Genomic DNA, 26,982 nt, shown 5'->3' with positions numbered 1-26,982 from the left:
GCTTGTCAGATGACGGGGGGTCGGCCCAGTCGAGTCAGCCGCCACACCGTACGCCACTTCATGGGCCTGCGGGGCCCGCACTCGGTCGTCCAGCCTTCCCGGAATCCGCCGAACCACGCCCGGAGCGCGGGTCGCGTGGGGCGGCGCAGCAGGGTGAGCAGCATCCAGACGCCGAGGTAGACGGGGACCAGGGGCGCGGGAAGGTTGCGGCGGGCGAGCCATACGCGGTTGCGGGCGACCATGCGGTGGTAGACCGCGTGCCGCGAGGGCGCGGTCGTCGGGTGGTACAGCACCATGTCGGACCGGTAGTCGATCATCCAGCCCGCGTCGAGGGCCCGCCATGCGAGGTCGGTTTCCTCGTGTGCGTAGAAGAATTCGTCCGGAAGCCCGCCGACTTCGGCGAGAACCTGGGTGCGTACGGCGTTGGCGCCGCCGAGGAACGTGGTGACCCGGGAGGAGCGCAGCGGGTCGGAGGCGCGCAGCCTGGGCACATGGCGGCGCTGGGTCTCGCCGGTGTCCGGGTCGGCGATGCGGAAGCTGACGATGCCGAGCCTGGGGTCGGCCTCGAAGGCCTGGCGGCACAGCTCGGCGGTGTCGTGGTGGGCGAGCAGGCCGTCGTCGTCGAGAAAGAGCAATATGTCGACATCCCGGCCGCTGGGCCCGAAGGCCTCGATGCCGATGTTGCGGCCGCCGGGGATGCCGAGGTTCTCGGGCAGCTCGATCGTGCGGACGCCGTCGGGGACGTCGGGGACGGGTGAGCCGTTGCCGACGACGACCGCCTCGACCGGGTCGCCGTCCTGCTTGGCGATCGAGTCGAGCAGGGCCCTGAGCTCCTCGGGGCGGTTGCCCATGGTGATGATGACCGCCCCGACCTTCATCCCGGGGCTCACCGGAGCCTGCTCGACGCGAGGATGGACACGAGGTGCAGCAGGGTCTGCACCAGCGCGATGCCGGCCAGCACCGCGACGCCGAGCCGGGAGAAGAACAGGTCGCCGCGCATCGTGTCCAGGACGGCCAGGACCAGGATCAGCAGGGACGCCTCGATGCCGAGCACCAGCCGGTGGAACTTCAGGGCCGCGGCGGCTCTGCGGGCCAGCGCCATGCCGGAGGAACGCGGCTCGGACGCGGCCTCCTTGACGGGCGGCAGTCCGCCCTGGTGGCGGGCGACGCCGACGAGGTCGGTCTCGGCCTTGATCAGGATCGCGCCGAGGGCGGCCAGGGTGCCGAGGAACGCCCACAGCCAGTCGACGCGCCCGGAGCCCCACAGGTCGGCGGCGCGCAGGCCGAAGCCGACGAGCACGGCGGCATCGCACAGATAGGCACCGACCCGGTCCAGGTAGACCCCGCCGAGCGAGAACTGCTGCTTCCAGCGCGCGACTTCGCCGTCGACGCAGTCGAGCAGCAGATAGAGCTGGACCATCAGCACGCCGAGCACGGCGCCCGCGATCCCCGGCACCAGCAGGGCGGGGGCCGCGAGCACGCCGCAGAGGGTCATCAGGTACGTGAGCTGGTTGGGCGTGACCTTGGTGGTCACCAGGGAACGCGTGATCCGCAGGGACACCTCGCGCATGTAGAGGCGTCCCGCCCAGTGCTCACCGCTGCGCCGGTCCTTGACCCCGGCGGGGTGCACGACCGGGCGGAGTTCAGCTACCGATGGCCTTGACATAGTCGGCGTAGGTGTCCTTGATCTGGTCGGTGGTGAGGTCGAGGTGTTCGAGGATCGTGTAGCGGCCGGGCCGGGTCTGCGGGGCGAACTCCACGACCTCGATGAACTCCTCGGTCGTGAAGCCGATCTCCTCCGGCAGCACCGGCAGTCCGTGCCGGCGCAGCACCTCGGCCATGTGGACCGACTCCTCGTGGGCTCCGCGCAGCCACATCGCGAAGGCGGCGCCAAGCCCGCACTGCTCGCCGTGGGCGGCGGCGCGGCGCGGGTGGAGCAGGTCGAAGGCGTGGTTGATCTCGTGGCAGGCCCCGGACGACGGGCGGGAGTCGCCCGACACGGACATGGCGATGCCGCTGAGTACCAGCGCCTCGGCGAGCACCTGGAGGAAGTCGTTGTCGCCGATGCCGCCGGGGTGCCTGAGCACGGCCTCGCCGGCCTGGCGGGCCATGGCCGCGGCGAGGCCGTCGATCTTCTCGCCCTTGACGCGGACCGCGAGTTCCCAGTCCGCGATCGCCGAGATGTTGGAGATCGCGTCGCCGATGCCGGCGCGCACGAACCGGGCCGGTGCCTCGCGGATCACGTCCAGGTCGATGACGACGGCGATCGGGTTGGGCACGCCGTACGAGCCGCGGCCCGCGTCGTTGTCGAGGGTCGCGACCGGCGAACAGAGGCCGTCGTGCGCGAGGTTGGTCGGTACGGCGACCAGCGGCAGGCCGACCCGCGCCGCGGCGAACTTGGCACAGTCGATGATCTTGCCGCCGCCGAGCCCGACGACCGCGTCGTAGCGGCCGGCCTTCATCTCGGCGGCCAGCCGGATCGCGTCGTCGAGGGTGCCGCCGTCCACCTCGTACCAGGTGGCGCCCGGCAGCGAGGGGGCGATGCGCTCGCGCAGCTTGGCGCCGGAGCCGCCGCTGACCGCGACGGCGAGCTTGCCGGAGTGCGAGATGCGCTCGTCGGCGAGCACGTCGCCCAGGTCGTCGAGGGCACCCGGGCGGATGTCGACGACGACCGGGGAGGGGATGAGCCTGGTCAGTACCGGCACGCGATCTCCCGTCCCCGGGCGAGATCGTCGTGGTTGTCGATCTCGACCCAGTCGACCTCGCCGATCGGCGCCACGTCGATACGGAAGCCGCGGTTCACCAGCTCCTGGTAGCCGTGCTCGTAGAACTGCTGCGGGTCGGTCTCCCACACGGTCTTCAGCGCGTCGGCCAGTTCGGGAGCCGCGTCCCCCTCGATGAGCGTGACGCCGATGTACTCGCCCGTGGCCTCGGCGGGGTCCATCAGCTTGGTGATCTTCTGGACGCCCTTCTCGGGGTCCACGACGACCTTCATCTCCTCGTCCGCAAGGGACTTCACGCTGTCGAGGGCGAGAATGATCTTCTTGCCGTCGCCGCGGGCGGCGAGCAGCGTCTTCTCGACGGAGACCGGGTGGACGGTGTCGCCGTTGGCGAGGATCACGCCGTCCTTGAGGGCATCACGCCCGCACCACAGGGAGTAGGCGTTGTTCCACTCCTCGGCCTTGTCGTTGTCGATGAGCGTGAGCGTGAGGCCGTACTTCGCTTCGAGGGCCGCCTTGCGCTCGTACACGGCTTCCTTGCGGTAGCCGACTATGACCGCGGCCTCGGTGAGGCCGATCTCGGCGAAGTTGGCGAGGGTGAGGTCCAGCACGGTCGGTTCGCCCTCGATGCCCGCGGGCCCCACCGGCACCAGTGCCTTCGGCAAGGTGTCGGTGTAGGGGCGCAGACGCCGTCCGGCGCCTGCCGCCAGCACGAGGCCGATCATGCGGGTTCTCCTTCGTCGTGTACGGCGGGTGCCCCGGCGGACACCCAGAAGCGGATGCTCTCGACGAGCACCACCAGGGCGACGGCCCCGGCGAGGACCGTGAGCGCGACCTCGAACTGCGCGCCGGTGAGCAGCGCGGCCAGTACGACGACCACCAGCGTCCGGCCCTCGTGCCCCCCGACCGCCCGCACCAGCCACTTCGGCGGGGCGCCCGCGTTGCCGCGGATGCGATAGACCGTGTCGTAGTGATGGTAGGCGACAGCGGCCACCAGGCCGAAAGCCGAGGGAAGCGCCCCGTTCACCTCTGATTCAGCTGCCAGAATGAGGACCGTCCCGTATTCAGCGGCGCGGAAGAAAGGCGGAACCAGCCAGTCCAGAGCGCCTTTGAGCGGGTTCTGGACGGCGACGGCGGACATCACGACGTAGGCGACGGCACACAGCACGGTCTGCCATCCGGCGCCCCAAAGTGCGGCGGAGATCACCACCAGGAGACCGCCGGCAAAAGCGGCGTAATAACCAGCAGGGGGATAAGTGCCACGCCGCGCGCGAAGGACCAGTTCGGTGAGCGGACCGGAGTCCGCGAGGTCCGCGAGCGCCTGCGCCGCCCGGTCCGTGCGCTGGGCCTTGCGCGTCAGCGAGCGCAACACGCGGCCCGCCGTGGTGTACGTCGCCGCGAACGCGCAGCCGATGAGGAGCGCGTAGAAGGTGATGCGGGGTGTGGTGACCGCCGTCAGGACCGCGATCATCGCCCAGCGCTCGCCGATCGGCAGGACGATCATCCGGCGCACCCAGACCGTCCAGCCGACACTGTCGAGCTTGCCCGAAAGGGCCGCGGTGGGGCTGGTGTTGGCGGTGGCGTCGTGGTTCGCCTCGTTGAAGGAGAAGTCGACGACGTGCCGGCAGGTCTGGAGGACCATCGCGCCCAGCGCCAGGGCCCATACGTCGTCGCCACCGCGGGCCGCACCGAGGGCGAGGCCCGCGTAGTAGGCGTATTCCTTGGCCCGGTCGAAGGTGGCGTCCAGCCAGGCGCCGAGCGTCGAGTACTGCAGGGAGTAGCGGGCCAGCTGTCCGTCGGTGCAGTCCAGGACGAAGGAGAAGAGGAGCAGCAGGCCGGCGGCTATGTATCCGCCCCGGGTGCCGGTGGCCGCGCTGCCGGCCGCGATCAGCGCGGTGAGCAGGGAGGCGGTGGTGACCTGGTTCGGGGTGAGGCCGCGGCGGGCGCACCAGCGGGCCAGATAGCGCGAGTACGGGCTGATGCAGAAGGTCGTGAAGAAGCCGTCGCGGGCCTTCACCGCCGACTTCAGGCGTACGGCCTCGTCGTCGACGGAGGCGACGGCCTGCCGTGCCTCGTTGCGGGCCTGCGGGTCGGCGGGGACGGCGGCGACGAGGCTGCCGAGGTCCGGGCGGTGCACGTCGGCGCCGAGGGCGGCGGCGAGGCGGTCGGCGAGGCTGTCCACCAGCAGTGCGCCGCCGGCGGCGTTCTCGCGGGCCATCGCCCGGGTCAGCGCCTGACGGGCGCCGGGCTGGGCGGTCACGGCGCCCGGGATCGTGGCGAGCGGGAAGCGCGGGTCGGTGAGGCCGAGGCGCAGGGCGTGCAGGTGGCCGACGAAGCGGGTGTCGACGACGGCGACCCGCTGGCCACCGGGGACCTCGGCGAGAAGCGTCTCCGCGTCGGCGGCGTCGGAGGCGGTCCGCACCTCGAAGCCGAGCGACCGCAGATCACCCTCGATCGACGATCCGGGGACCGGCTGACCGGTGAGGATGGCGGTCGACAACCGAACTCACTCCCTGGGAATGCCGACGCTCCGCGACGGTCATGTACATGGTGGGGCGCCCCTTGGCTGCACCAGGCGGGCGGCATGTCGGCAGAGGCTATCGGATGATGGGAAGTTCGTGTTCACCGACCGTTCATGGTCCGGTCGACACGATCTGCCTTCGCCTTTGCCGTGATCATCATCGGGGATCGCATGCCCGGGACACAAAATCGCGGTCGCAGAACGGATATTCGCGACAGGGAACGACGCACGGCCACGCAGGGCTCAAACCGATCGCCCACCGACTGACCTGCACTTCGTTTACGCAGGTCAGGGCATATGACAACGGTGTTCAGTGCCGCGTTGCCCGGTACCCCCCGCCCGTAGTTCACTGTGATCCCGGACGGAACACAGGAGGGCTGCTGCCATGGGGGCTGGGCACGATCACGGGCATGCGCACGGCGCACCCGCCGGCGGCACGGCGACCGCTGCGTACCGCGGCCGGCTGCGCGTCGCGCTGTCGATCACGCTCGGCGTCATGGTGGTCGAGATCATCGGCGGCATCGTCGCCGATTCGCTCGCCCTCGTCGCCGACGCGGCGCACATGGCGACGGACGCGCTGGGCCTCGGCATGGCCCTCCTCGCGATCCACTTCTCGGGCCGCCCGGCCACCGGCAAGCACACCTTCGGGTACGCCCGCGCCGAGATCCTCGCCGCCCTCGCCAACTGTCTGCTGCTGCTCGGGGTCGGCGGCTATGTGCTCTTCGAGGCGATCCAGCGGTTCTTCACGCCGGCCGGCACCGAGGGCGGCCCGATGATCGTGTTCGGCCTGATCGGTCTGGTCGCGAACCTGGTGTCGCTGACGCTGCTCATGCGCGGCCAGAAGGAGAGCCTGAACGTGCGTGGCGCGTTCCTGGAGGTGGCGGCGGATGCGCTGGGCTCGGTCGCGGTGCTGATCTCCGCGGCCGTGATCCTCACCACGGGCTGGCAGGCCGCCGACCCGATCGCCTCGCTGGTCATCGGTTTGATGATCGTGCCCCGGACCATGAAGCTGCTGCGCGAGACCCTCGACGTCCTGCTGGAGTCGGCCCCGAAGGACGTCGACATGGCGGAGGTACGGGCGCACATACTGGCCCTCGACGGCGTCGAGGACGTCCACGACCTGCACGCCTGGACGATCACCTCCGGCATGCCGGTCCTGTCCGTGCACGTCGTCGTGCGCTCCGACGTGCTGAACGCGATCGGCCACGAGAAGATGCTGCACGAGCTCCAGGGCTGCCTCGGCGACCACTTCGACGTCGAGCACTGCACGTTCCAGCTGGAGCCCCACGGGCATGCGGAGCACGAGGCACGGCTCTGCCACTGAGACCGGCGCGCGTGCAGCGTATTTGTAACCGGCGCACGTGGAGCGCATCGGTCCGGCGCACGGTTGCGTCCTCCCTCTCACAGCCCCACCCGGGGCGGTTCTCCGCCCGGGACACCGGGCACGATCAACATCCGGGCCCCGCCCCCGGCGCGGACATGCGGGCGTACTGCGAAGTGCCGGGAGTGCCGGATTCGTACGGCACACTTGGGGCGCGAAGACCGATGCGAAGGATGGGTATGCCGATCACACCTGCCACCGCGACGCACAGCTCGTCGAACGGCACCGCGGACGCGATCTTGCTGGAACTGGTCGACGAGAAGGGCGTGACGATCGGCACCGCGGAGAAGCTCGCCGCCCATCAGCCGCCGGGGCAGCTGCACCGCGCCTTCTCCGTGTTCCTCTTCGACGACCACGGCCGACTGCTGCTCCAGCAGCGGGCGCTGGGCAAGTACCACTCCCCCGGTGTGTGGTCCAACACCTGCTGCGGCCACCCCTACCCGGGCGAGGCCCCCTTCGCGGCGGCGGCCCGGCGGACGTACGAGGAGCTGGGCGCCTCGCCCTCGCTGCTCGCCGAGGCGGGCACGGTCCGCTACAACCACCCGGACCCGGCCTCGGGCCTGGTGGAGCAGGAGTACAACCACCTCTTCGTCGGCATGGTGCAGGCGCCGCTGCGACCCGACCCGGAGGAGGTCGGCGCGACGGCCTTCGTGACCCCCGCCGAGCTGGCGGAGCGGCACGCGAAGGACGTGTTCTCCTCCTGGTTCATGACGGTGCTGGACGCGGCCCGTCCCGCGGTCAGGGAGCTGACGGGTCCGTCGGCCGGCTGGTGAGCGCAGTTACAGCACGCGCGCGGGGGTGAGCGGCAGGGCGGCCCAGATCACCTTGCCGCCGCTCGCGGTGTGCTCGACGTCGCACACCCCGCCCGCCTCCCGGGCGATCTCGCGCACCAGCAGCAGCCCCCGGCCGCCGGTCTGGCCGTGGTCGGCCTCCAGGGCGGTGGGGCGGTAGGGGTGGCTGTCCTCCACCGACACCCGCACCCACTCGGCGCCCACGGCGACCTCCACGGCGAGCATCGGCGACAGCAGTGCCGCATGCCGGACGGCGTTCGTGACCAGCTCCGAGACGATCAGCAGCAGGCCCTGGACCAGGTCGTCCGAGACCGGCACCCCCTGACGGAACAGCAGGTCCCGCACGGCGTGCCGGGCCTGCGGGACCGACACGTCGACAGCCGGTGCGGTGAACCGCCAGACCCCCTCGTACGGCAGGGGCCCCTCCGTGCCGCCGTCTGGGCGTGGGCCGGGCCCACGCCCGTGGTTGTCCATGGTCCGGTCGCCACCCTTGCGCTCGATTGTCACCACACCTTGAGTGTTGGCAACCGGTCGCCGCGACCCCGAGGCCTGAACAGAAGTCAGCTGGTATCGAGCGGTTCTGATCGTTGGCGTATGACACGGTCAGTTGTGGGACTGCTTCTGTCCCCCTTGTGCCGACTTCACGAACTATTCGGCTTGTACGGGTTTGACGCCCCTCCTCGCCGATCGTGGGTTCGGCAGGGGCGGATAGCATCCGGCGCATGGAGCCGCAGCTGCTGCACGGTGTCACCGACTCGGTGGCCACCGTCGTCATCCGTCATCCGGCCAAGCGCAACGCCATGACCGCCGACATGTGGCGATCGCTGCCGCCGCTGCTCGACCGGCTGGCCGCCGACCCGGACGTACGGGCCCTGGTGCTGACCGGCGAGGGCGGGACGTTCTGCGCCGGCGCCGACATCTCCACGCTCCAAGGGTCGCCGGACGAGGCGCAAGGGCTCGCGGTGAGTGCGGAGGAGGCGCTTGCCGCGTTTCCGAAGCCGACGCTGGCGGCGGTTCGCGGGCACTGTGTGGGCGGTGGCTCGCAGCTCGCGGCGGCCTGTGATCTGCGCTTCGCCGAGGAGGGCGCGCTGTTCGGGGTGACGCCGGCGAAGCTGGGGATCGTCTATCCGGCGTCCTCCACGCGGCGGTTGGTGTCGCTGGTGGGTCCGGCGACGGCCAAGTACTTGCTGTTCTCGGGCGAGTTGATCGACGCGGAGCGGGCGCTGCGCACCGGTCTGGTCGACGAGGTGCTGCCCGAGGGCGAACTCGACAAGCGGGTCGCGGAGTTCGCCCGGATCCTGGTCTCCCGGTCCCAGCTGACGCAGGCCGCGGCGAAGGAGTTCGCGAACGGGCGCACCGACCGGGACACCCACTGGGCCGAGCAGGCGCGCGGCAGCGGCGACACCGCCGAGGGCGTCGCCGCGTTCCTGGAGCGCAGGCCACCGCGCTTCACCTGGACTACGTCAGGATGAACCGGCTGCGCGAGCGGAAGGCGTCGACGATGTGCGCGGGCGCCTTCTGCGGCGACCCGGCGTCGTACGGCGGCTGAGGGTCGTACTCCGTGGCCAGTTGTACGGCCTGGGCGTGGTCGTCGCCCGCGATGCGCCCGAGCAGGGTGAGCGCCATGTCGATGCCGGACGAGACGCCGGCCGCGGTGACGTACTTGCCGTCCAGGACGACCCGCTCCCCCGTCGGTTCGGCGCCGAACCGCTTCAGCTGCTCCAGCGCCAGCCAGTGCGAGGTCGCCCGGCGGCCCCGGAGGAGTCCGGCGGCGGCGAGCAGCAGGGAGCCCGTGCACACGGAGGTGGTCCAGGTGCTGGTGGCGTCGACCGCGCGCAGCCAGTCCAGCAGTCGCTCGTCCTCCATCAGCGCGCTCTGGCCGGGACCGCCGGCCACCACCACGATGTCGGGACTGGACACCTCCTCCAGGGCCTTGTCGGCGATGAGCGCGAGGGCTCCGTTGTCCGAGCGGACGGGTCCGGACTCCTTGGCGACGAACCCGGTCTCCGCGTCGGGGGTGCGGGACAGGATCTCGTAGGGGCCGACGGCGTCGAGGGCGGTGAACCGATCGAACACGACCAGGGCGATCTGCATCGGATTCCTTTCGGCGGGCTTTCAGTGGGCGGGTGCGGGGCGGAAGCGGCGGCGGTACTCGGCCGGGGCCATCCCCAGGGACTTCACGAAGGCGCGCCGCATGGCCTCGGGGGTGCCGTAGCCGCTGGTGCGGGAGATCTCCTCGATGCCGTCACTCGTGTCCTCCAGCAGACGGCGGGCGTGTTCGAGGCGGACGCGGTCGACGTACCGGCCGGGTGTCATGCCGGTCTCGGTCTGGAAGGCGCGGGCGAAGTGGCGGGGCGAGAGGCGGGCGCGGGCGGCCAGTGACTCGACGGTCAGATCGGCGTCCGGATGCTCGGTGATCCACTGCTGGACTTCGCGGAGCGGTTCGCGCTGTGCGGTCTGGGCGGCGAGCTGGGCGCTGAACTGGGCCTGGTTTCCCGGGCGGCGCAGGAAGACCACCAGGTGACGGGCGATCGTCAGGGCTACCTCACGTCCCAGGTCCTCCTCGACGAGGGCGAGCGCGAGGTCGATGCCGGAGGTGACACCCGCCGACGTGGAGACCTGTCCCTCGCGGATGTAGATGGGGTCGGCGTCGACCCGCACGGCCGGGTGGTCGCAGGCCAGCTTGTCGGCGTATGCCCAGTGGGTCGTGGCGCGGCGGCCGTCCAGGAGGCCCGCCTCGGCGAGCAGGATCGCCCCGGTGCAGACGGAGACCAGGCGTTCGGCACGCGGGCCGCGCTCGCGCAGCCAGTCGGTGAGACGCGCGTCCGGGCGGCGGGTGCCCTGGCCGCCGGGGACGAGGAGGGTGTGCGGGTCGGGTACGGCGTCCAGGGCCCCGTCCGGTACGAGGGTCAGGCCGCTGGACGTGCGCACGGGGGCGCCGTCCAGGGAGGCCGTACGGATGCGGTACGTCCCCGGCGTGTGTTTCTCGGCCCCCGCGAAGACCTCCACCGGGCCGCTGACATCGAGGCTCTGCACGCCGTCGAAGAGGAGGACGAGAACGGTTCGCTGCGCCATGCCACCGATTCTTGGTGAGCCGGAGGATGGCCGCAATGACGAGTTCCCCACCTTTCCTGCCCTGGGCCGGGGGACTGTGGAGCACGAACCGACCGGTCAGTAATGTTCGCGGCATGACTACTGCCGCCATCGATCCGCGGGCCGGCCGGCGCTGCCACAACGCGCTCAACGCCCTGCACTCCACGCACTACTTCGCACCCGAGGTCGGCAAGGAGCTGGGCGCCCTCGGGGTCACGGACCCCAGGGCCGTCAACTTCGCCGTGCGGGCGGCCGCGTTGGGCCCGGTGGGGCCCGGGACGGTGGCGGCGACGTTCTACAACTACAAGTACGAGCTGGTGTCCCGGCATGTGCCCGCGGTGTGGGCGATCGCCTCACCCGACGCCGTCCTGGCGGCACGCGCGCGTGGGGTCGATTCCGCGCTGCGCCGCCTCCTGGGTGAGCAGGTGGTGATCTCGCCGGAGATGGCGGAGGCCGCGCGTCTCGCGCTGCGGGCGGCCGAGGCCTGTACGCGCGGCGCCCGGCCGCTGTACGCCGCCCACGCCGACCTGCCGGTGCCCCAGGAACCGCATCTGGCGTACTGGCACGCGGCGACGCTGCTGCGTGAGCACCGGGGCGACGGGCATCTCACCGTGCTGGTGTCGGCCGGGCTCGACGGTCTGGAGGCGCTGGTGACCCACACGGCGACCGGCAAGGGTTTCTCGCCGAAATGGGTGTTCGGCACGCGCGGCTGGCGCCAGGAGGAGTGGGACACGGCGAAGGTACGGCTGCGGGAGCGCGGGCTGCTGGACGCGGCGGGCGAGCTGACCGAGCAGGGCGTCGCGCTCCGGGCGGAGATCGAGCAGGAGACCGACCGGCTGGACCGTGCGCCCTACGAGCACCTGGGAGCCGAGGGCGTGCAGCGGCTGACCGAGCTGGCAACCGGGTTCGCCCGCGCCGTGGTCGCCGCCGGGGCGTTCCCCGAGGATCTGTTCGGCCAGGGCTGAGCCGGCCGCGGCGCATGGCGTGACCTGGGCGAGGTACTCGGTCTTTCCCGGCCACCGGGGCCGGAAGAGAAAGGGGATGCCCATGCTCCGTGCGATTGCGGACGTGTTGCGACAGATCGGTGGGGCGATCGCCACCGTGGTGACGTTGCCCTTCCGGGCGCTGGCCCGGCTGCTGGGCGGCGCCTCGGGCGGCGCGCGGCGACGCAGGGCCTGATTTCGCCCGCTTCCTACCTCGCGCCCGCCTCGACAGGGCCGGGGTGCCGACCCGATCCCCGATTGTCGGTGTCACCTGCCACAATTGCCGCGCAACCTCAGTGAGAAGGCGGTACGGGATCGTGACGACACCCGGGTCCATCGAAGTAGGGTCCATCGAAGGCAGGATCGCCGAGGAGCTCGGCGTACGGGAGCGGCAGGTCAAGGCTGCCGTGGAGTTGCTCGACGGCGGTTCGACGGTGCCCTTCATCGCCCGCTACCGCAAGGAAGCGACCGAGATGCTCGACGATGCGCAGCTGCGCACGCTCGAGGAGCGGCTGCGCTATCTGCGGGAGCTGGAGGAGCGGCGGGCGGCGATCCTCGACTCGGTGCGCGAGCAGGGCAAGCTCACCGACGAGCTGGAGGCCCAGATCCGCGGCGCCGAGACCAAGGCGCGGCTCGAGGACATCTACCTGCCGTACAAGCCGAAGCGGCGGACCAAGGCGCAGATCGCGCGTGAGGCCGGTCTGGAGCCGCTCGCGGAGGGCCTGCTCGGCGATCCGACGATCGAGCCGCTGGCCGCCGCGGCGGCGTTCGTCGACGCGGACAAGGGAGTCGCCGATCCGCAGGCCGCCCTGGACGGCGCGCGGGCGATCCTCACCGAGCGGTTCTCGGAGGACGCCGATCTGATCGGCGAGCTGCGCGAGCGCATGTGGGTGCGCGGACGGCTGGCCGCCAAGGTGCGCGAGGGCAAGGAGGAGGCGGGCGCCAAGTTCTCCGACTACTTCGACTTCGCCGAGCCGTTCACCGACCTGCCCTCGCACCGGATCCTCGCCATGCTGCGCGGCGAGAAGGAGGAGGTCCTCGACCTCGTCCTGGAGCCGGAGGAGCCCACGGACGGGCCGTCGTCGTACGAGGGGATGATCGCCGCGAAATTCGGCGTCACCGATCGCGGCCGTCCCGGCGACAAGTGGCTCACGGACACGGTCCGCTGGGCCTGGCGCACCCGCATCCTCGTCCACCTCGGCCTGGACCTGCGCCTTCGGCTGCGTACGGCCGCCGAGGACGAGGCGGTCAATGTGTTCGCCGCCAACCTGCGCGACCTGCTGCTCGCCGCCCCGGCCGGCACGCGCACGACGCTGGGGCTGGACCCGGGCTTCCGTACGGGCGTGAAGGTCGCCGTCGTCGACGCGACGGGCAAGGTCGTGGCGACCGACGTGATCCACCCGCACGTCCCGGCGAACCGGTGGGACGAGGCGATCGCCAAGCTGGCGCGGCTGGCGAAGGAGCACGCGGTCGAGCTGATCGCGATCGGCAACGGCACGGCGTCCCGGGAGACCGACAAGCTCGCCGGTGAACTCATCACCAAGCACCCGGAGTTGAAGCTCACCAAGGTGATGGTCTCCGAGGCGGGCGCCTCCGTGTACTCGGCCTCCGCCTTCGCCTCGCAGGAGCTGCCGGACATGGACGTGTCGCTGCGCGGCGCGGTGTCGATCGCGCGCCGGCTCCAGGACCCGCTGGCCGAGCTGGTGAAGATCGACCCGAAGTCGATCGGTGTCGGCCAGTACCAGCACGACCTGTCCGAGGTGAAGCTGTCACGCTCGCTGGACGCGGTGGTCGAGGACTGTGTGAACGGCGTCGGGGTCGACGTCAACACGGCCTCCGCGCCCCTCCTCGCGCGCGTGTCCGGCATCTCCTCCGGGCTCGCCGAGAACATCGTGTCGCACCGTGACGCCAACGGCCCGTTCAAGTCGAGGTCCGAGCTGAAGGGCGTGGCACGGCTCGGCCCGAAGGCGTACGAGCAGTGCGCGGGCTTCCTGCGGATCCGGGGCGGTGACGACCCGCTGGACTCGTCGAGCGTTCACCCCGAGGCCTATCCCGTCGTGCGGCGGATGGTGCAGACGTCCGGTCAGGAGGTGGCCTCGCTCGTCGGCAACACGGCTGTGCTGCGGTCGCTGAAGCCGCAGGAGTTCGTCGACGAGACCTTCGGTCTGCCGACCGTCACCGACATCCTCAAGGAGCTGGAGAAGCCGGGCCGCGACCCGCGCCCCGCGTTCAAGACCGCCACGTTCAAGGACGGCGTCGAGAAGATCTCCGACCTGTCCTCCGGGATGGTCCTCGAAGGGGTCGTGACGAACGTGGCGGCCTTCGGGGCGTTCGTCGACGTCGGTGTGCATCAGGACGGGCTGGTGCATGTGTCCGCGATGTCGAAGACGTTCGTCAAGGATCCGCGGGATGTGGTCAAGCCCGGCGACATCGTCAAGGTGAAGGTCCTGGACATCGACATTCCGCGCAAGCGGATCTCGCTGACGCTGCGGCTGGACGACGAGGCGGCGGCGGCTCCGCAGGGCGGCCGACAGGGCGAGGGCGGCGAGCGGCGACAGCGAGGCGGACGCCCGCCCCAGCAGCGCCAAGGCCGCGGAGGCGGCGGTGGTGGAGGCGGCTCGCGCCAGGCGCCGCCGCCGGCCAACAGTGCGATGGCCGATGCTCTTCGCCGGGCCGGGCTGGTCGATCGCAAGGATGGGCGGCGTTGAGTTGACCGTCTGAAGGTCGTGGGGAGCTGCGGGTCCGTTGGGGCTGGTCGCGCAGTTCCCCGCGCCCCTACGGGGCGCGTCCAGAGCCCTGTGGATCTACAGTGACCGTATGCCGACGTCGCGCGTCATCACCTGGGCAGTCTCGGAGAGCAAGGGTATCGAGACCGCCTGGATCGAGCTGACCGGCGATGCCCTGCGGGCCCGTGGCCGTGTGGTGGGGACGGTTCCGGAGCCGTACTGGATCGCGTACGAACTCGACACCGCCGACGGCTTCGTGACCCGGCGGCTGCGGGTCACGGCCGAGACCCACTCCGGCACACAGGACCTCGATCTGCGGCATGACGGCGAGGGCCGGTGGACCGCGGACGGCGAGCGATTGCCCGGCATCGACGGCGCCCTCGACTGCGACCTCGGCCTGTGCCCGCTCACCAACAGCATGCCGGTGCTGCGGCACGGACTCCATCGCACGCCGGGTGAGGAGGACTTCCTCATGGCCTGGGTCTCGGTCCCGGACCTGACCGTCCAGCCGTCGCCGCAGCGGTACACCCACCTCGACCGCGGACGCGTCCACTTCACCTCGGGCGGCTTCCGCAGCGACCTCGTGTTCGACGCGGACGGCTTCGTCGTCGACTATCCGGGGCTGGCCACTCGACTGGCCGGTTCGGCAACGCCCTAAGGGGCGCGGGGAACTGCGCGACAAGCCACGACGGCGCCGCAGCGGACCGACGGCCCTACCAGCGGAGCGTTTAGCGCTCCGTGACCTTGCCGTCCACTACCTCCACGCGGCGCGTCACATGCACCGCGTCCAGCATGCGCCGGTCATGGGTGACCAGGAGCAACGTGCCCTCATACGAATCCAAAGCCGACTCCAGTTGCTCGATGGCCGGGAGGTCGAGGTGGTTGGTCGGCTCGTCCAGGACCAGGAGGTTGACGCCTCGGCCCTGAAGCAGGGCCAGGGCCGCGCGGGTGCGTTCACCCGGTGACAGCGTCGCCGCCGCCCGCAGTACGTGATCCGACTTCAGGCCGAACTTCGCGAGCAGCGTCCGCACTTCGGCCGGTTCCGTGTCGGGGACGGCCGCGCTGAAGGCGTCCAGCAGGGACTCCGGGCCGTGGAACACCTTGCGGGCCTGGTCGACCTCGCCGACGAGGACGCCGGAGCCGAGGGAGGCCTGGCCCGCGTCCACGGGGACCCGGCCGAGCAGGGCGCCGAGGAGGGTCGACTTGCCCGCGCCGTTCGCGCCCGTGACGGCCACTCGGTCCGCCCAGTCGATCTGCAGGGAGACCGGGCCGAGGACGAAGTCACCGCGCCGCACCTCGGCGTCCCGCAGGGTGGCGACGACGGCGCCGGAGCGCGGGGCCGCCGCGATCTCCATCCGCAGTTCCCACTCCTTGCGCGGCTCCTCGACGACATCGAGGCGTTCGATCATGCGCTGCGTCTGGCGGGCCTTCGCGGCCTGCTTCTCGCTGGCCTCGCTGCGGAACTTGCGGCCGATCTTGTCGTTGTCGCTGGCCTTGCGCCGCGCGTTCTTCACGCCCTTGTCCATCCAGGTGCGCTGCATCTGCGCCCGGTCCTGGAGGGCCGTCTTCTTGTCGGCGTACTCCTCGTAGTCCTCACGGGCGTGCCGCCGGGCCGTCTCGCGTTCCTCCAGGTAGGCCTCGTAGCCGCCGCCGTAGAGGTTGATCTGTCCCTGTACGAGGTCGAGTTCGAGGACCTTGGTGACGGTGCGGGCGAGGAACTCGCGGTCGTGGCTGACGACGACCGTGCCGGCGCGCAGGCCGCTCACAAAGCGTTCGAGGCGTTCCAGGCCGTCCAGGTCGAGGTCGTTGGTCGGCTCGTCGAGCAGGAAGACGTCGTAGCGGGAGAGCAGGAGGGAGGCAAGGCCCGCGCGGGCCGCCTGGCCGCCGGAGAGGGAGGTCATCGCCTGGTCGAGGTCGACTGCCAGGCCCAGTGAGTCGGTGACCTCCTCGGCCCGTTCGTCCAGGTCGGCGCCGCCGAGGTCGAGCCAGCGCTCCAGGCTCGTCGCGTACGCGTCGTCGGCGCCCGGTGCGCCGTCGACGAGCGCCTGGGTGGCCTCGTCCATCGTGCGCTGGGCCTCGGCCACGCCGGTGCGGCGGGCCAGGAACTCCCGTACGGTCTCGCCCGGGCGGCGCTCCGGTTCCTGCGGGAGGTGGCCGATCGTCGCCGCGGGCGGCGAGAGGCGCAGCTCGCCCTCCTCCGGCGCAGTGAGTCCGGCGAGGATCCGCAGCAGCGTGGACTTGCCGGCGCCGTTGGCCCCGACCAGGCCGATCACATCGCCGGGCGCGACGACGAGGTCGAGCCCGGTGAACAGCGCGCGGTCGCCGTGGCCGGCGGCGAGGTTCTTGGCGACGAGGGTGGCAGTCATCAGACCGTAGATCCTAGTGGCCCCACGGAGTCGGTCGCGCCCGGATTATCCGTGCGCCATCGCCTCCACCAGCACGCTTCCCGACGTCCGCGCCACCACGAAGGACTCCCCCTTCACCGCCTTGGCGTCCAGGGCGATGCGATGCCGGCCGGGTTCCAGGATTCCGTCGAAGACCTCGTGGGCGTGGGTGCGGTAGAGACGGTCGAGGCGGTACGCGGTGAGCTGGACCCGGCAGGGCGAGGTGACCTCGATGCCCGCTTCGCCGTCGGCGGCGACCAGCCGGGTCAGCCGGCGCCGGTCGGCTGGGCTGCGGTCCAGGGCGTGTTCGATCTGGGCGACGAGCAGCGGGACGATCGGGGCGAGTCCGTCGACGTAGGCGACGTCGACACCGGCGCGGTCGAAGGCGGCGCGTACGGCGGCACGCTCCTCGTGGGTGACGGCGCGGCCGAAGGCGACGGCGCCGTAGCCGCGCAGTTCGTCGGCGGGGACGTGGGCCGCGTCGCGGGTGATGTCGGCGCCGATGCCGATGGTGCGCAGTGCGGCGGCGAGCTTGGCCAGCAGGGCGACGCGGGCGCCGATGAGCAGGACGCGGCGGCGGGCGCTGCCGGAGCCGTCCAGCAGTGAGTTGAGAGCCGTCCGGTACTCGGCACCGCGGAAGCGGAACGGCCCTATGCCGTGGTAGCCGTTGAGGTCCAGGTCGGCGTACTCCTCGGTCTGCCAGGCGAAGTCGCGCCAGATGTAGTCGTCGCCTTCCTGCTCGATGACCGCGGTGACCGCCCCGCACCCCAGGTCCTCGCATTCGGGGCAGCCGTAGATGACGTACCGGCCGCCGGGCAGGGGTGCGTCGGTCTCCAGCATCAGGCTGCGGACCTGGGCGGTGAAGATCGCGGGTGGGACGTCCGAGGCGAGGGGGGAGACGGCGTCGAGGTCGGAGAGCTGGAAGAGCAGCGGACGGTCGTTCACGATGAAGTCCACGAAATCCCGGTGTACTTGGTAGTCACCGTTGGCGAGGACTCCACCGGCACGCATCGCCGGTGCCAGGCCGAAGGTCGCGTACTCGGCAGACATGCTGTGAGTATCCCCAGAGAGAACGCTCTCTGAGCACGGCATGACACATTCCGCTACCGTCCCCGGATGAGCAGCGAACCGAACGACGAGATCATCGTGGTCGGCGGCGGGGTCATCGGGCTGACCACGGCCGTCGTCCTCGCCGAGCGTGGCCGCCGGGTGCGGGTGTGGACGCGGGATCCCGTGGAGCGGACCACCTCGTCGGTCGCGGGCGCGCTGTGGTGGCCGTACCGGATCGAGCCGGTCGCGCGGGCACGCAAGTGGGCGCTGCGGTCGCTCGATGTGTACGAGGAGTTGGCGGGACGGCCCGAGGTGACCGGCGTACGCATGGTCGAAGGGGTACTGGGCGAGGCCGGTCCGGACGATGCCTGGGCCGCAGACCGACTGCCGGGGCTGCGTCCGGCGACCGCCGAGGAGTACGCGGGCACGGGGTTGTGGGCGCGGTTGCCGCTGATCGACATGGCGGTCCATCTGCCGTGGCTGCGCGAGCGGTTCCTCGGGGCGGGCGGTGCGATCGAGGTGCGTACGGTGTCCGCCTTCGCGGAGGCCGACGCGCCCGTCGTGGTCAACTGCACCGGGCTGGGGGCGCGGGAGCTGGTGCCGGACGCCTCGGTACGGCCTGTGCGCGGGCAGTTGGTAGTCGTGGAGAACCCCGGCATCCGGACCTGGCTCGTCTCCACCGACGCCGCCGGGGCGATGGCGTACTTCTTTCCGCAGCCCGGCCGGTTGCTGCTGGGCGGCACGGCGGACGAGGACGACTTCTCGACCGAGCCGGATCCGGCGGTGGCGGGGGCGATCGTACGGCGGTGTGCGGCGCTGCGGCCGGAGATCGCCGGGGCGCGGGTGCTGGACCATCGGGTCGGGCTGCGGCCCGCGCGGGACACGGTCCGGCTGGAGCGCGAACTGCTGCCGGACGGGCGGCTGTTGGTGCACAACTACGGCCATGGCGGCGCGGGTATCACTGTTGCGTGGGGCTGCGCGGAGGAGGCGGCCGGGGCCGTCAGCGAGCGGCTGTGACCCGCTCCTGCTCCGCCCGTGGGCTCGCGCCGTGCACGACGGCGACCGCCAAGAGGGCGACCGCCAGGCCGACGGCGGTCTGCACGGTGAACGGCTCACCGAACATGGCGGCACCCCAGACGGCCGTGACGGGCGCCATCAGGAACATCAGCGTGTTGACCTGGGTCACCCCCGAGCGCTGCAGCACCAGCCAGTACAGCCCGTAGCCGCCGAACGTCGACAGCGTCACGAGCCACACGGTGGCCAGCCAGAACGACGGTGCGGAGGAGGGGGCGGCGGCCCCGGCCGTGAAGGCGGCGACCGTGAAGACGAGTGCGCTGGTGGTGCAGTGGACGGTCATCGACACCAGGGGCGTCACCTGTGTCCGGGAACGCTCTTCGAGGAAGGTGGCCGCCACCAGCGAGAGCATCCCGGCGAACGGGACGAGATAGACCCACCAGTCGACGGCGGTGGCCGCCGAGGCGTCGGCCGTGGTGACGACGGCGACACCGGCGAGGCCCAGGCACAGGCCGAGCCACTGCCGCGCCGACACGCACTGACGCAGCAGCGGCCCGGCGAGTGCGCCCGCGACGAGGGGCTGGGTGCCGTCGATCAGGGCGGTCGTGCCGCTGGAGACTCCGAGCTGGATGGCGTAGTAGACGGTGAGCAGATAGCCGCTCTGGGAGAGCAGTCCGATCGCGATCTGCCGTGCGAGGTCACGGGCGGTCAGCCCCTGCCATGACGCCCGCCCCCTGCCGACGGCGACGGCGATGAGGATGACGGCCAGCGGCAGAAACCGCCACATCAGCAGCGTCACCGCGCCCGCGTGCTCCGTGCCCAGCTTGGCGCCGACGAACCCCGAGCTCCAGCAGAGCACGAAGGCGACCGACAGCAAGATGTTCATGGTCCACCACTCACCGCGACTATACAGATCGGTCTACCTACTCGGACCACTATACAGATCGGTATAGTCGGGTGCCATGAGTACCAGGCGGATCACGATGACCCCCGGCGCGCACCGCGTTCTCGCGGCGGCGTCCCGGCTGTTCTACGAGCGCGGCATCCACGCGGTCGGGGTGGACCTGATCGCCGCCGAGGCCGGGGTGACGAAGAAGACGCTCTACGACCGGTTCGGGTCCAAGGACCAGATCGTCGTCGAGTACCTAGCCGACCGCGACGAGCGCTGGCGGCGCTTCGTCGCGGAACGGCTGGATCGCGTGGAGCCGGGATCCGTCGACCGCGTGCTCGCGGTGTTCGACGCATCCCGGTCCTGGATGACCGAGAGCAGCCCGAAGGGGTGCAGCATGGTCAACGCCCACGCCGAGATCAGCGATCCCGCCCACCCGGCCTACGCGATCATCACCGGGCAGAAGCAATGGATGCTGGAGCTGTTCACCGATCTGGTCCGGGAGGTCGCGCCCGGCCGGGCCGACCAGCTGGCCCCCGCCCTGATGCTGCTCCACGAGGGCGCGCTGGTCGCCCACGGCCTGCGCATCTTCCCCGACCCGATCGGCCGTGCCCGCGACGAGGCGGGCGAACTCCTCGGCGCTCAGCGGTAGTCGTGCCCCAGCGGGTCGCCCTCCGTCTCCGTGCCGGGGCCCGGTCCGACCCTGATCCCGAAATCGCCGTCGTACTTCTGGTGGCCCTCGATCACGGCGAGTTCGACGGCCTCGGAGCCCATCGCGTTGCGCACGATCACGGGGTCGTGGCGCAGGTCGCGCATGAGGGCGACGCACATCCCGATCATCACCAGGACGAACGGCGCGGCGGCCAGGATGGTGAGGTTCTGCAGGCCGGTGAGCGCATCGCCCTGGCCGCTGCCGACGAGCAGCATGATGGCGGCGACGGCTCCGGTCACCACACCCCAGAACACGACGACGAAGCGGCCGGGTTCGAGGGCGCCCTTCTGGGAGAGCGTGCCCATCACGATGGACGCGGCGTCGGCACCCGAGACGAAGAAGATGCCGACCAGGATCATCACCAGCAGGCTGGTGACGGTGGCGATGGGGAACTCCTGGAGGAGGCCGAAGAGCTGTCCCTCGGGGGTGGACTCCTCACCGAGCGCGCCGCCCTCCTTCAGCCGCATCGCCGAACCGCCGAAGACCGCGAACCAGACGAGGCTGACGGTGCTGGGCACGAGGATCACGCCGCCGACGAACTGCCGGATGGTGCGGCCCCGGCTGATGCGCGCGATGAACATGCCGACGAACGGCGTCCAGGAGATCCACCACGCCCAGTAGAAGACGGTCCAGCTGCCGAGCCAGTCCGCGACGCCCTCACCGGTGCTGGCCTCGGTACGGCCCGCGAGCTGCGGCAGATCACCGAGGTAGGAGAAGACGGAGGTGGGCAGCAGGTCGAGCACGATGATGGTGGGGCCCGCGACGAACACGAACAGGGCGAGAATCAGGGCGAGCACCATGTTGGTGTTGGACAGCCACTGGATGCCCCGCTCGATGCCGGAGACCGCCGAGGCGACGAAGGCCAGGGTCAGTACGGCGATGATCGCGACGAGCAGTCCAGTGCTCACGTCGTCCATCCAGTCCAGCTCCTGGAAACCGGAGCCGATCTGGAGCGCGCCCAGGCCCAGCGAGGCGGCGGAGCCGAAGACGGTCGCGATGATCGCGAGGATGTCGATCACCCGGCCGCCGGCACCGTTCGCGTGCTTCTCCCCGATGAGCGGGGTGAAGACCGCGCTGATGGTCTGGCGCCTGCGTTTACGGAAGGTGCTGTAGGCGATGGCGAGGCCGACCACCGCGTAGATCGCCCAGGGGTGCAGGGTCCAGTGGAAGAGGGTGGTGGCCATCGCCGTCTCCATGCGTTCCGCGGAGTCGGCGGGGTCGGTGCCCGGAGGCGGTGTCGTGTAGTGCGAGAGCGGCTCGCTCACGCCGTAGAACATCAGGCCGATGCCCATGCCGGCGCTGAACATCATCGCGACCCAGGACACGGTGCGGAACTCGGGCTCCTCGCCCTCGGCGCCGAGGTGGATCCGGCCGTAGCGGCTCATCGCGAGCCACAACGCGAAGACGACGAAGGCCGAAGCGGCCAGTATGAAGGCCCAGCCGCCGTTGTGGATCAGGCCGTTGAGCATCTTCGTGGAGGCGCTCTCCAGTGAGTCCGTCCCCACCGCGCCCCAGATCACGAAGGCCACCGTGATGACGGCGGTGACGCCGAACACCACTCGGTCCGTCTGGTGGTCCCGGCCGCCGGGAACGTCCGAAGGACCTTCCCGGCCGCCGCCCCTCTTCTTCAGATCTTCTGTCATCTGCGGCACCTTCCCTGAGAAACCGTGAGGTACGCATGTTCTGCGCTGTGCCTCACGGCCTACCACAGGTGCCGCCGATCTCGACCGCCTCAGCAGTCGGTGTCGGGCTCACCGGCCGTGAGGTGGTACGGCGCGCGCTCGTCGAGCAGCAGCGGTACGAGGGCGCGCAGGGACTGGCGGAGCGGGACGTAGGTGCCGCGCGTCTTCACTCCGTGCAGGGCGAGTTCGTCCTTGAACTGCGTGTACTGGTCCCGGGTGAGCCGGTAGCCGCAGGGCGGGTCCTGGATCACCTCCGCCGGTTCGGGCGGGTCGTTGTCGGCGCCGCCGACGTAGACGGGGCCTGTGTCGGCGTATCCCGCGAGGCGCGCGAAGCCCGTCGCGACCTCGACCTGCCGGCGCCGCTCGTCGGTGTACCCGAACAAGCCCTCCAGCGCCGCGAGTTGGGAGTCGACCCGCCGCCGGTTGTTCAGCGACTCGTCCGCCTTCTCGGCGTCGGTGAGGGGATCGACGCGGCTCTCGATGAGCAGGCCGATCGAGTGCTTGACGCCGGACATGTTCCGCAGGATGCGTTCCTGACCGTCGCCGGCGACCTGCTTGATCGGGTCACCGGTGACGGGGTCGGTCCAGATGCCGTAGGTGCCCGTCGTGTACCCGGCGCTCTGTGCGGCAGGGCGGACGTACGCCTGGGAAAGCGTCTCGCCCTCGTCGTGGACGGCGGTGGCGGTGTTGAGGTTGCGGGGCCAGAGGTCGAAGAGCTCCTTGTCGTAGTACGGCGGTGTGGCGCCGTACTCGTGCAAGTCGTAGACAAGGTCGGGGCGTTGGTCGCGGATGACCGCGGCCAGGGTGCGTGCCTCGGCCGTCTGCAGGGCGAGGTGGTCGCGGTTGATGTCCACGCCGTCGCTGTTGCCGCGGGTGTCGGCGGCCCGGCCGTCGGGGTTGGCGGTGGGCACGACCAGCAGGCTGGTGCGGTCCAGGAAGCGGCGGGTTTGGTGGTCGGTCGCGTAGGTGAGATCGCGGATGGTGGTCAGACAGGCCTCGCGGCCGGACGGTTCGTCGCCGTGCTGGGTGCAGACGAGCAGAACCTTGGTGGGCGCGTGGGATGCGCCGAGGCGGGCGAGTTGGAGGGGGCGGCCCTGCTTCGTCGTACCGATGCGGGCGATCGAGACACGGTCGCTCGCCTTGTCGACGGCGGCCAGGAAATCCTGTTCCTCCGGCTGGCTGGTCCAGCGGGCGCCGTTCGACTGCTCGAATCCGGTGCGCGGCGGGGAGTCCGCCGCCTGCGCCGGGACGGCGACCAGGGATGCGGCGAGGGCCGCCGTGATGACGGTCAGCGCGCGGATCACCGGCTGCCTCCCGGGATGCGGTGGACAGTGCGCGGTGCCTGGACGCCGTCGAGGGTGGTGGCCTCGGGGGCGAGCGGCCCGAAGCCGGCGGTGGCGCGGGCGAAGGCCTTGGCGCCGCCGACCAGCGGGACGTGGGCCGAGGTGCGGGACAGGTCGAGGGTCAGCGTCGGCCTGGTCGACGGCGGCTCGATGAGGTTGTTGTCGGTGCCCGCGACGATCAGCGCCAGCCGGTGCCCGGCCGGGATCACCTGGTCGGTCGCGCCCAGGTCGAGGGTGATGCGATACGCCTTGCCCGGGGTGAGCGGGTCGCCCGTCTCGTCGGAGGCGTGGTTGCCGAGGTCGGCCCAGCCGCGGCTGACGATCGTGTAGTCGACGTCCGCCGTCTTCGCCGCCGTCTCCTTGAAGCAGGCGCTGTCACCGCTGGTGCTCGCGCCCCAGCAGGTGCGGTCGGTGAGGGTGCTGATGCCCTCGCCGCGCGCCGCGTAGTCGCGGATGGTGTCGGGGCCGAGGTCCACGAGGACGGCGGAGAGGTGGGCCGTCGAGGTGGTCGGGGTCGCGGTGACGGTCACCTCGGAGGAGCCGGACAGGCGCAGGTCCCGGGTGAGCGGCCGAGTCACGAAGCCCGCCTTGCCGGGGGTCGAGGTGCCGATCTGCGCGGCCCAGTCGGTCTCGCTGAGCTGGGGGTCGTCGGTGAAGGTCTCGGTGCCGCGGCCCTTGCTCAGGCCCAGGGTGCCGACGCCGGGCTGGGCGCCCGAGCCGGGGCGCAGGGTGGTGGTCCGGGTGCCACTCGGCGGCCAGGTCTCCGAGGTGACCCACTGGTCGGGGTGGCGTTCGATGTCGGCCATGGGCTCGTCGTCGATGCCGTTGTCGTAGCCGAGGAGTTCGTGGTCGAACCAGCGGTGCAGGGTCTCGACCCAGTCGGCGCGGCGGAAGTCGAAGGGGTCGACATGGCCGGTCTGGGAGAGCCAGATCTTGCGCTCGACGCCGTTCTTCGCGAGGGCGTCCCACCACGGACCGACGTGCTGCATACGGACGTTGAGGTCCTGCATGCCGTGGATGAGGAAGACGCTCGCCTTCACGTTCGCGGCGTCCTTGATGTAGTCGCGCTCGGTCCACAGCGGTGTCCGGTCGCCGGTGCGCGGGGCGCCGTCGACGAGCTTCTGCTGGACGGCGCCGCACTTGGCGCGGGCGTCGGCGCTCTCGACGGCGTTGGACAGCGCGTCGGGGCCGGAGTCGTAGAGCGGGGCGCCCTTGGCGAAGTAGTAGTCGTACCAAGTGGAGATGGCGCTGATCGGGACGATCGTCTCCAGGCCCTCCACGCCGGTCGCGGCGACGCCGTTGGCGATCGTGCCGTCCCAGCTCTTGCCGACCATCCCCGTCCTGCCGTTGGTCCAGCTGGCCTTGGCGCGGGTCGTGCCGGTGCGGGTGGTGTAGGCCTTGGCACGGCCGTTCAGCCAGTCGACGACCGCTTTGGCGGACTGGATGTCGGAGCGGCCGCCGATGTCCACGCAGCCGTCGGAACGGTTGGTGCCGGTGAGGTCGACGCCGACGAAGGCGTAGCCGCGCGGCACGAAGTAGTTGTCGTAGAAGAGCGGCATCTGGACGACGTCGCCGTCCGCGTCGTACGTCTTCAGCTGGCTCTCGTTGCCGCGTCCGCAGCAGGAGTAGTAAGGGCTGGCGTCCATGATGACCGGGATCTTCCGGCCCTGCTGGGCGGGTTCGTGCGGGCGGACGATGTCGACGGCGACGCGGTCCGTCCTGCCGTCGCTGTCGCCGTCGAGTCCGGTGTCCACCCAGACGGCCTCGCGGACGGCTTTCTCGTACGAGTACACCGGCTTGCTCTCTCGCGGGGCGCCGTGGGCCGCGGCCGGGGTGAGGAGCGCGGCCATCAGGGCGGCTACGGCGACGGCGGCGAGCGATCTCCAGGTCGTGAAGCGCACGAGCGGTCTCCAGGTCGTCAAGCGCATGCGTATCGGCATGCGCCGGACGGTACATCGGTCAACTCCCGTGCAGAAGAGGGCCATCCGGTGCGGACGAGACGGTTGCGCCATTCGGCTCATGAAGGCCGAATGGCGATCGTGTGACAGGGGGCACCATGGACACGCCAGGGCACACAGCGAATGAATAGGCTCCGAACAGACTTCGGTCCCCTACGACTTGGAGCTTTCGTGCACCGCAGATTCATCGCGCCGGGCTCGCTCGCCGCGGCCTCCTTGCTGCTGGTGATCCCGGCATCGGCCGCGAGCGTCTCCCCGGGCGCCCCGGGTATCGGCGACCCCTATTACCCGGCCTACGGCAACGGCGGATACGACGTCTCCCACTACGACCTGCGGCTCAAGTACCAGCCGGCCACCGACGAACTGTCAGGCACCGCGACCCTGCTGGCCCGCACCACCCAGGACCTGTCCCGGTTCAACCTGGACTTCCTGCTGGACGTGAGCGAGGTGCGGGTCAACGGAGCCAAGGCGTCCTTCACGACGTCCGGCGAGCACGAGCTGGAGATCACGCCGAGCAAGCCCCTGCCCAAGGGCACGCCGGTCACCGTCGTCGTGCGGTACAGCGGAGTGCCGTCGTCGAAGCAGGCGTACGGCTTCACCAGCTGGCACCGCACCCCGGACGGCGGAGTCGCCGCGAACGAGCCCGAGGCGGCCTGGTGGTGGTTCCCGAGCAACGACCACCCGCTCGACAAGGCCACCTACGACGTGTCGGTCGCCGTGCCCGACGGAACGCAGGCCATCTCCAACGGCACGCTCCAGTCGTCGAGTTCACGCGCCGGCTGGACCCGCTACAACTGGCGCTCCGACAAACCGCAGGCGACCTACCTCGCCACGCTCGCGGCCGGGAAGTTCGACGTCACGACGGGCACGACCGAGAGCGGCATTCCGGTCATCAACGCCTACAGCAAGGATCTGGGCGCGGGCGCCGGCGCGGCGCGCGCGAGCGTGGAGCGGACCGGGGAGATCGCCGACTGGCTGACCGGGTACTTCGGGCCGTACCCGTACAACGCGCTCGGCGGATACGTGCCGAACACCGACACCGGGTACGCGCTGGAGACCCAGACCCGGCCCTTCTACAGCCCGCGGCAGTTCGCGAGCGGCTCCAACACCTCCGTCGTCGTCCATGAGCTGGCCCACCAGTGGTACGGCGACCTGGTGTCCGTGGCCGGCTGGAAGGACATCTGGATCAACGAGGGGTTCGCCCGGTACGCGCAGTGGCTGTGGTCCGAGCACGAGGGCGAGGGCACCGCGCAGGAGATCGCGGACTATGTGTACGCGTCGCATCCGGCGGACGATGCGTTCTGGACGGTGAAGCCGGGCGACCCGGGACCGGAGAACCAGTTCCACCTCGCGGTCTACGACCGGGGCGCACTGGCCCTGCAGGCGCTGCGGAACAAGATCGGGGACGAGGCGTTCTTCGCCGTCCTCAAGGGCTGGCCGAAGAAGTACGCGCACGGCAACGCGTCGGTCGCCGACTTCCGGGTGTACGCCGAACAGGTGTCGGGCCGGCCGCTGGCCGCGCTCTTCGACACCTGGCTGTACCAGCCGTCCAAGCCGAGCGCGCCCGCGGCACGGTCCGCGTCCATCACCCGTCAGGCGGCACCTGACGCGCCGCCGAAGTCATGGAAGAAGATCGCCGCGACGAACGGGGTGCACGACCACGAAGACGCGGAGCGGGACGCCCCGCGACACCAGCACTGACGCGCTCCGCGCCCTCCCGCGGTTTACGGTGGGC

Annotated in this window: 24 protein-coding genes; 10 read left to right on the top strand and 14 right to left on the bottom strand. The window is 70.8% G+C overall.

Annotated elements, in window-relative coordinates; genetic code table 11:
- Nucleotides 1–5: 5 nt before the first annotated feature.
- From AB0I98_RS22540 to AB0I98_RS22520, 5 genes are read right to left on the bottom strand one after another with little or no spacing between them, the layout of a single operon-like run.
- Complete coding sequence (locus AB0I98_RS22540; protein ID WP_362944405.1) at nucleotides 6–890, bottom strand: glycosyltransferase; 885 nt, start codon at nucleotides 888–890, stop codon at nucleotides 6–8.
- Nucleotides 887–1,666 carry a CDP-alcohol phosphatidyltransferase family protein gene (locus tag AB0I98_RS22535; protein ID WP_328351874.1) on the bottom strand — a complete coding sequence of 260 codons (780 nt, stop codon included), beginning with the start codon at nucleotides 1,664–1,666 and terminating at the stop codon, nucleotides 887–889. The genes AB0I98_RS22540 and AB0I98_RS22535 overlap by 4 nt, the downstream gene beginning before the upstream one ends.
- Nucleotides 1,644–2,705, bottom strand: coding sequence for an iron-containing alcohol dehydrogenase family protein (locus AB0I98_RS22530; RefSeq protein WP_362944403.1), 1,062 nt, complete (start codon nucleotides 2,703–2,705; stop codon nucleotides 1,644–1,646). The genes AB0I98_RS22535 and AB0I98_RS22530 overlap by 23 nt, the downstream gene beginning before the upstream one ends.
- A complete protein-coding gene (locus AB0I98_RS22525; protein WP_362944401.1) occupies nucleotides 2,693–3,445 on the bottom strand; it encodes a phosphocholine cytidylyltransferase family protein in 753 nt (250 codons plus the stop codon). The genes AB0I98_RS22530 and AB0I98_RS22525 overlap by 13 nt, the downstream gene beginning before the upstream one ends.
- A complete protein-coding gene (locus AB0I98_RS22520) occupies nucleotides 3,442–5,220 on the bottom strand; it encodes a DUF5941 domain-containing protein (protein ID WP_362944399.1) in 1,779 nt (592 codons plus the stop codon). The genes AB0I98_RS22525 and AB0I98_RS22520 overlap by 4 nt, the downstream gene beginning before the upstream one ends.
- A gap of 406 nt (nucleotides 5,221–5,626) precedes the next feature.
- Between AB0I98_RS22520 and AB0I98_RS22515 the strand changes: the two genes are divergently transcribed.
- Entirely contained in the window at nucleotides 5,627–6,565 is a 939-nt protein-coding gene (locus AB0I98_RS22515; RefSeq protein ID WP_362944397.1) for a cation diffusion facilitator family transporter, read from the top strand.
- 236 nt (nucleotides 6,566–6,801) lie between these two features.
- A complete protein-coding gene (idi, locus tag AB0I98_RS22510; RefSeq protein ID WP_362944395.1) occupies nucleotides 6,802–7,395 on the top strand; it encodes an isopentenyl-diphosphate Delta-isomerase in 594 nt (197 codons plus the stop codon).
- A gap of 6 nt (nucleotides 7,396–7,401) precedes the next feature.
- On the opposite strand, the gene AB0I98_RS22505 is transcribed toward idi, so the two are convergent.
- The gene (locus tag AB0I98_RS22505; RefSeq protein ID WP_362944505.1) at nucleotides 7,402–7,887 is read right to left on the bottom strand and encodes an ATP-binding protein; all 486 of its coding nucleotides are present in this window, start codon (nucleotides 7,885–7,887) and stop codon (nucleotides 7,402–7,404) included.
- A gap of 248 nt (nucleotides 7,888–8,135) precedes the next feature.
- On the opposite strand from AB0I98_RS22505, the gene AB0I98_RS22500 reads away from it, so the two are divergent.
- A complete protein-coding gene (locus tag AB0I98_RS22500; protein WP_362944393.1) occupies nucleotides 8,136–8,885 on the top strand; it encodes an enoyl-CoA hydratase/isomerase family protein in 750 nt (249 codons plus the stop codon).
- Here the strand turns inward: AB0I98_RS22500 and AB0I98_RS22495 are convergent.
- Nucleotides 8,872–9,507 (bottom strand): DJ-1/PfpI family protein, encoded by a 636-nt coding sequence (locus tag AB0I98_RS22495; RefSeq protein ID WP_362944391.1) that lies wholly within the window; start codon nucleotides 9,505–9,507, stop codon nucleotides 8,872–8,874. The genes AB0I98_RS22500 and AB0I98_RS22495 overlap by 14 nt on opposite strands.
- 21 nt (nucleotides 9,508–9,528) lie before the next feature.
- A complete protein-coding gene (locus AB0I98_RS22490; RefSeq protein ID WP_362944389.1) occupies nucleotides 9,529–10,488 on the bottom strand; it encodes a GlxA family transcriptional regulator in 960 nt (319 codons plus the stop codon).
- Between the two features lie 113 nt (nucleotides 10,489–10,601).
- Here AB0I98_RS22490 and AB0I98_RS22485 point away from each other — a divergent pair, with 113 nt between their 5' ends.
- The 4 genes from AB0I98_RS22485 (at nucleotide 10,602) to AB0I98_RS22470 (ending at nucleotide 14,873) form a co-directional block, all read left to right on the top strand.
- Nucleotides 10,602–11,471, top strand: coding sequence for a hypothetical protein (locus AB0I98_RS22485; RefSeq protein WP_362944387.1), 870 nt, complete (start codon nucleotides 10,602–10,604; stop codon nucleotides 11,469–11,471).
- An 82-nt stretch (nucleotides 11,472–11,553) separates the two neighbouring features.
- Nucleotides 11,554–11,685, top strand: a complete 132-nt coding sequence (locus tag AB0I98_RS22480; protein WP_362944385.1) for an LPFR motif small protein — start codon at nucleotides 11,554–11,556, stop codon at nucleotides 11,683–11,685.
- Between the two features lie 121 nt (nucleotides 11,686–11,806).
- A complete protein-coding gene (locus tag AB0I98_RS22475; protein ID WP_362944383.1) occupies nucleotides 11,807–14,197 on the top strand; it encodes a Tex family protein in 2,391 nt (796 codons plus the stop codon).
- A gap of 109 nt (nucleotides 14,198–14,306) precedes the next feature.
- Entirely contained in the window at nucleotides 14,307–14,873 is a 567-nt protein-coding gene (locus tag AB0I98_RS22470; RefSeq protein WP_362944381.1) for a putative glycolipid-binding domain-containing protein, read from the top strand.
- Between the two features lie 70 nt (nucleotides 14,874–14,943).
- On the opposite strand, the gene AB0I98_RS22465 is transcribed toward AB0I98_RS22470, so the two are convergent.
- Complete coding sequence (locus tag AB0I98_RS22465) at nucleotides 14,944–16,581, bottom strand: ABC-F family ATP-binding cassette domain-containing protein (RefSeq protein WP_362944380.1); 1,638 nt, start codon at nucleotides 16,579–16,581, stop codon at nucleotides 14,944–14,946.
- 45 nt (nucleotides 16,582–16,626) lie between these two features.
- Nucleotides 16,627–17,649, bottom strand: coding sequence for an oxidoreductase (locus AB0I98_RS22460; RefSeq protein ID WP_362944378.1), 1,023 nt, complete (start codon nucleotides 17,647–17,649; stop codon nucleotides 16,627–16,629).
- Nucleotides 17,650–17,715: 66 nt separating this feature from the next.
- Between AB0I98_RS22460 and AB0I98_RS22455 the strand changes: the two genes are divergently transcribed.
- Nucleotides 17,716–18,666: an FAD-dependent oxidoreductase gene (locus AB0I98_RS22455; RefSeq protein WP_362944376.1), complete on the top strand. Its 951-nt coding sequence runs from the start codon at nucleotides 17,716–17,718 to the stop codon at nucleotides 18,664–18,666.
- Here the strand turns inward: AB0I98_RS22455 and AB0I98_RS22450 are convergent.
- The gene (locus tag AB0I98_RS22450; protein ID WP_362944374.1) at nucleotides 18,650–19,549 is read right to left on the bottom strand and encodes a DMT family transporter; all 900 of its coding nucleotides are present in this window, start codon (nucleotides 19,547–19,549) and stop codon (nucleotides 18,650–18,652) included. The two genes, AB0I98_RS22455 and AB0I98_RS22450, sit on opposite strands and share 17 nt — an antisense overlap.
- 76 nt (nucleotides 19,550–19,625) lie before the next feature.
- Here AB0I98_RS22450 and AB0I98_RS22445 point away from each other — a divergent pair, with 76 nt between their 5' ends.
- Nucleotides 19,626–20,204, top strand: coding sequence for a helix-turn-helix domain-containing protein (locus AB0I98_RS22445; RefSeq protein WP_362944372.1), 579 nt, complete (start codon nucleotides 19,626–19,628; stop codon nucleotides 20,202–20,204).
- Here AB0I98_RS22445 and AB0I98_RS22440 read toward each other — a convergent pair.
- The 3 genes from AB0I98_RS22440 to AB0I98_RS22430 all read right to left on the bottom strand — a co-directional run bounded on the left by AB0I98_RS22440 (nucleotide 20,195) and on the right by AB0I98_RS22430 (nucleotide 25,229).
- A complete protein-coding gene (locus tag AB0I98_RS22440) occupies nucleotides 20,195–21,907 on the bottom strand; it encodes a BCCT family transporter (protein ID WP_362944370.1) in 1,713 nt (570 codons plus the stop codon). The two genes, AB0I98_RS22445 and AB0I98_RS22440, sit on opposite strands and share 10 nt — an antisense overlap.
- Nucleotides 21,908–21,996: 89 nt before the next feature.
- The gene (locus AB0I98_RS22435; RefSeq protein WP_362944368.1) at nucleotides 21,997–23,250 is read right to left on the bottom strand and encodes a M14 family metallocarboxypeptidase; all 1,254 of its coding nucleotides are present in this window, start codon (nucleotides 23,248–23,250) and stop codon (nucleotides 21,997–21,999) included.
- Nucleotides 23,247–25,229 (bottom strand): Xaa-Pro dipeptidyl-peptidase, encoded by a 1,983-nt coding sequence (locus tag AB0I98_RS22430; protein ID WP_362944366.1) that lies wholly within the window; start codon nucleotides 25,227–25,229, stop codon nucleotides 23,247–23,249. Before AB0I98_RS22430 ends, AB0I98_RS22435 begins: the two co-directional genes overlap by 4 nt.
- A 189-nt stretch (nucleotides 25,230–25,418) precedes the next feature.
- Between AB0I98_RS22430 and AB0I98_RS22425 the strand changes: the two genes are divergently transcribed.
- Nucleotides 25,419–26,948, top strand: coding sequence for a M1 family metallopeptidase (locus AB0I98_RS22425; RefSeq protein WP_362944365.1), 1,530 nt, complete (start codon nucleotides 25,419–25,421; stop codon nucleotides 26,946–26,948).
- Nucleotides 26,949–26,982: the final 34 nt, after the last annotated feature.

Source organism: Streptomyces sp. NPDC050211, assembly GCF_040656035.1.
Classification (GTDB): Bacteria; Actinomycetota; Actinomycetes; order Streptomycetales; family Streptomycetaceae; genus Streptomyces.
This window is presented reverse-complemented; position numbering and strand designations above follow the sequence as displayed.

Coding starts and splice junctions, on each gene's coding strand:
- AB0I98_RS22500 (WP_362944393.1), top strand. CDS start 8,136: ATGGAGCCGCAGCTGCTGCACGGTGTCACCGACTCGGTGGCCACCGTC.
- AB0I98_RS22525 (WP_362944401.1), bottom strand. CDS start 3,445: ATGATCGGCCTCGTGCTGGCGGCAGGCGCCGGACGGCGTCTGCGCCCC.
- AB0I98_RS22430 (WP_362944366.1), bottom strand. CDS start 25,229: ATGCCGATACGCATGCGCTTGACGACCTGGAGACCGCTCGTGCGCTTC.
- AB0I98_RS22460 (WP_362944378.1), bottom strand. CDS start 17,649: ATGTCTGCCGAGTACGCGACCTTCGGCCTGGCACCGGCGATGCGTGCC.
- AB0I98_RS22450 (WP_362944374.1), bottom strand. CDS start 19,549: ATGAACATCTTGCTGTCGGTCGCCTTCGTGCTCTGCTGGAGCTCGGGG.
- AB0I98_RS22440 (WP_362944370.1), bottom strand. CDS start 21,907: ATGACAGAAGATCTGAAGAAGAGGGGCGGCGGCCGGGAAGGTCCTTCG.
- AB0I98_RS22480 (WP_362944385.1), top strand. CDS start 11,554: ATGCTCCGTGCGATTGCGGACGTGTTGCGACAGATCGGTGGGGCGATC.
- AB0I98_RS22535 (WP_328351874.1), bottom strand. CDS start 1,666: ATGTCAAGGCCATCGGTAGCTGAACTCCGCCCGGTCGTGCACCCCGCC.
- AB0I98_RS22495 (WP_362944391.1), bottom strand. CDS start 9,507: ATGCAGATCGCCCTGGTCGTGTTCGATCGGTTCACCGCCCTCGACGCC.
- AB0I98_RS22455 (WP_362944376.1), top strand. CDS start 17,716: ATGAGCAGCGAACCGAACGACGAGATCATCGTGGTCGGCGGCGGGGTC.
- AB0I98_RS22515 (WP_362944397.1), top strand. CDS start 5,627: ATGGGGGCTGGGCACGATCACGGGCATGCGCACGGCGCACCCGCCGGC.
- AB0I98_RS22445 (WP_362944372.1), top strand. CDS start 19,626: ATGAGTACCAGGCGGATCACGATGACCCCCGGCGCGCACCGCGTTCTC.
- AB0I98_RS22490 (WP_362944389.1), bottom strand. CDS start 10,488: ATGGCGCAGCGAACCGTTCTCGTCCTCCTCTTCGACGGCGTGCAGAGC.
- AB0I98_RS22465 (WP_362944380.1), bottom strand. CDS start 16,581: ATGACTGCCACCCTCGTCGCCAAGAACCTCGCCGCCGGCCACGGCGAC.
- idi (WP_362944395.1), top strand. CDS start 6,802: ATGCCGATCACACCTGCCACCGCGACGCACAGCTCGTCGAACGGCACC.
- AB0I98_RS22485 (WP_362944387.1), top strand. CDS start 10,602: ATGACTACTGCCGCCATCGATCCGCGGGCCGGCCGGCGCTGCCACAAC.
- AB0I98_RS22470 (WP_362944381.1), top strand. CDS start 14,307: ATGCCGACGTCGCGCGTCATCACCTGGGCAGTCTCGGAGAGCAAGGGT.
- AB0I98_RS22505 (WP_362944505.1), bottom strand. CDS start 7,887: ATGGACAACCACGGGCGTGGGCCCGGCCCACGCCCAGACGGCGGCACG.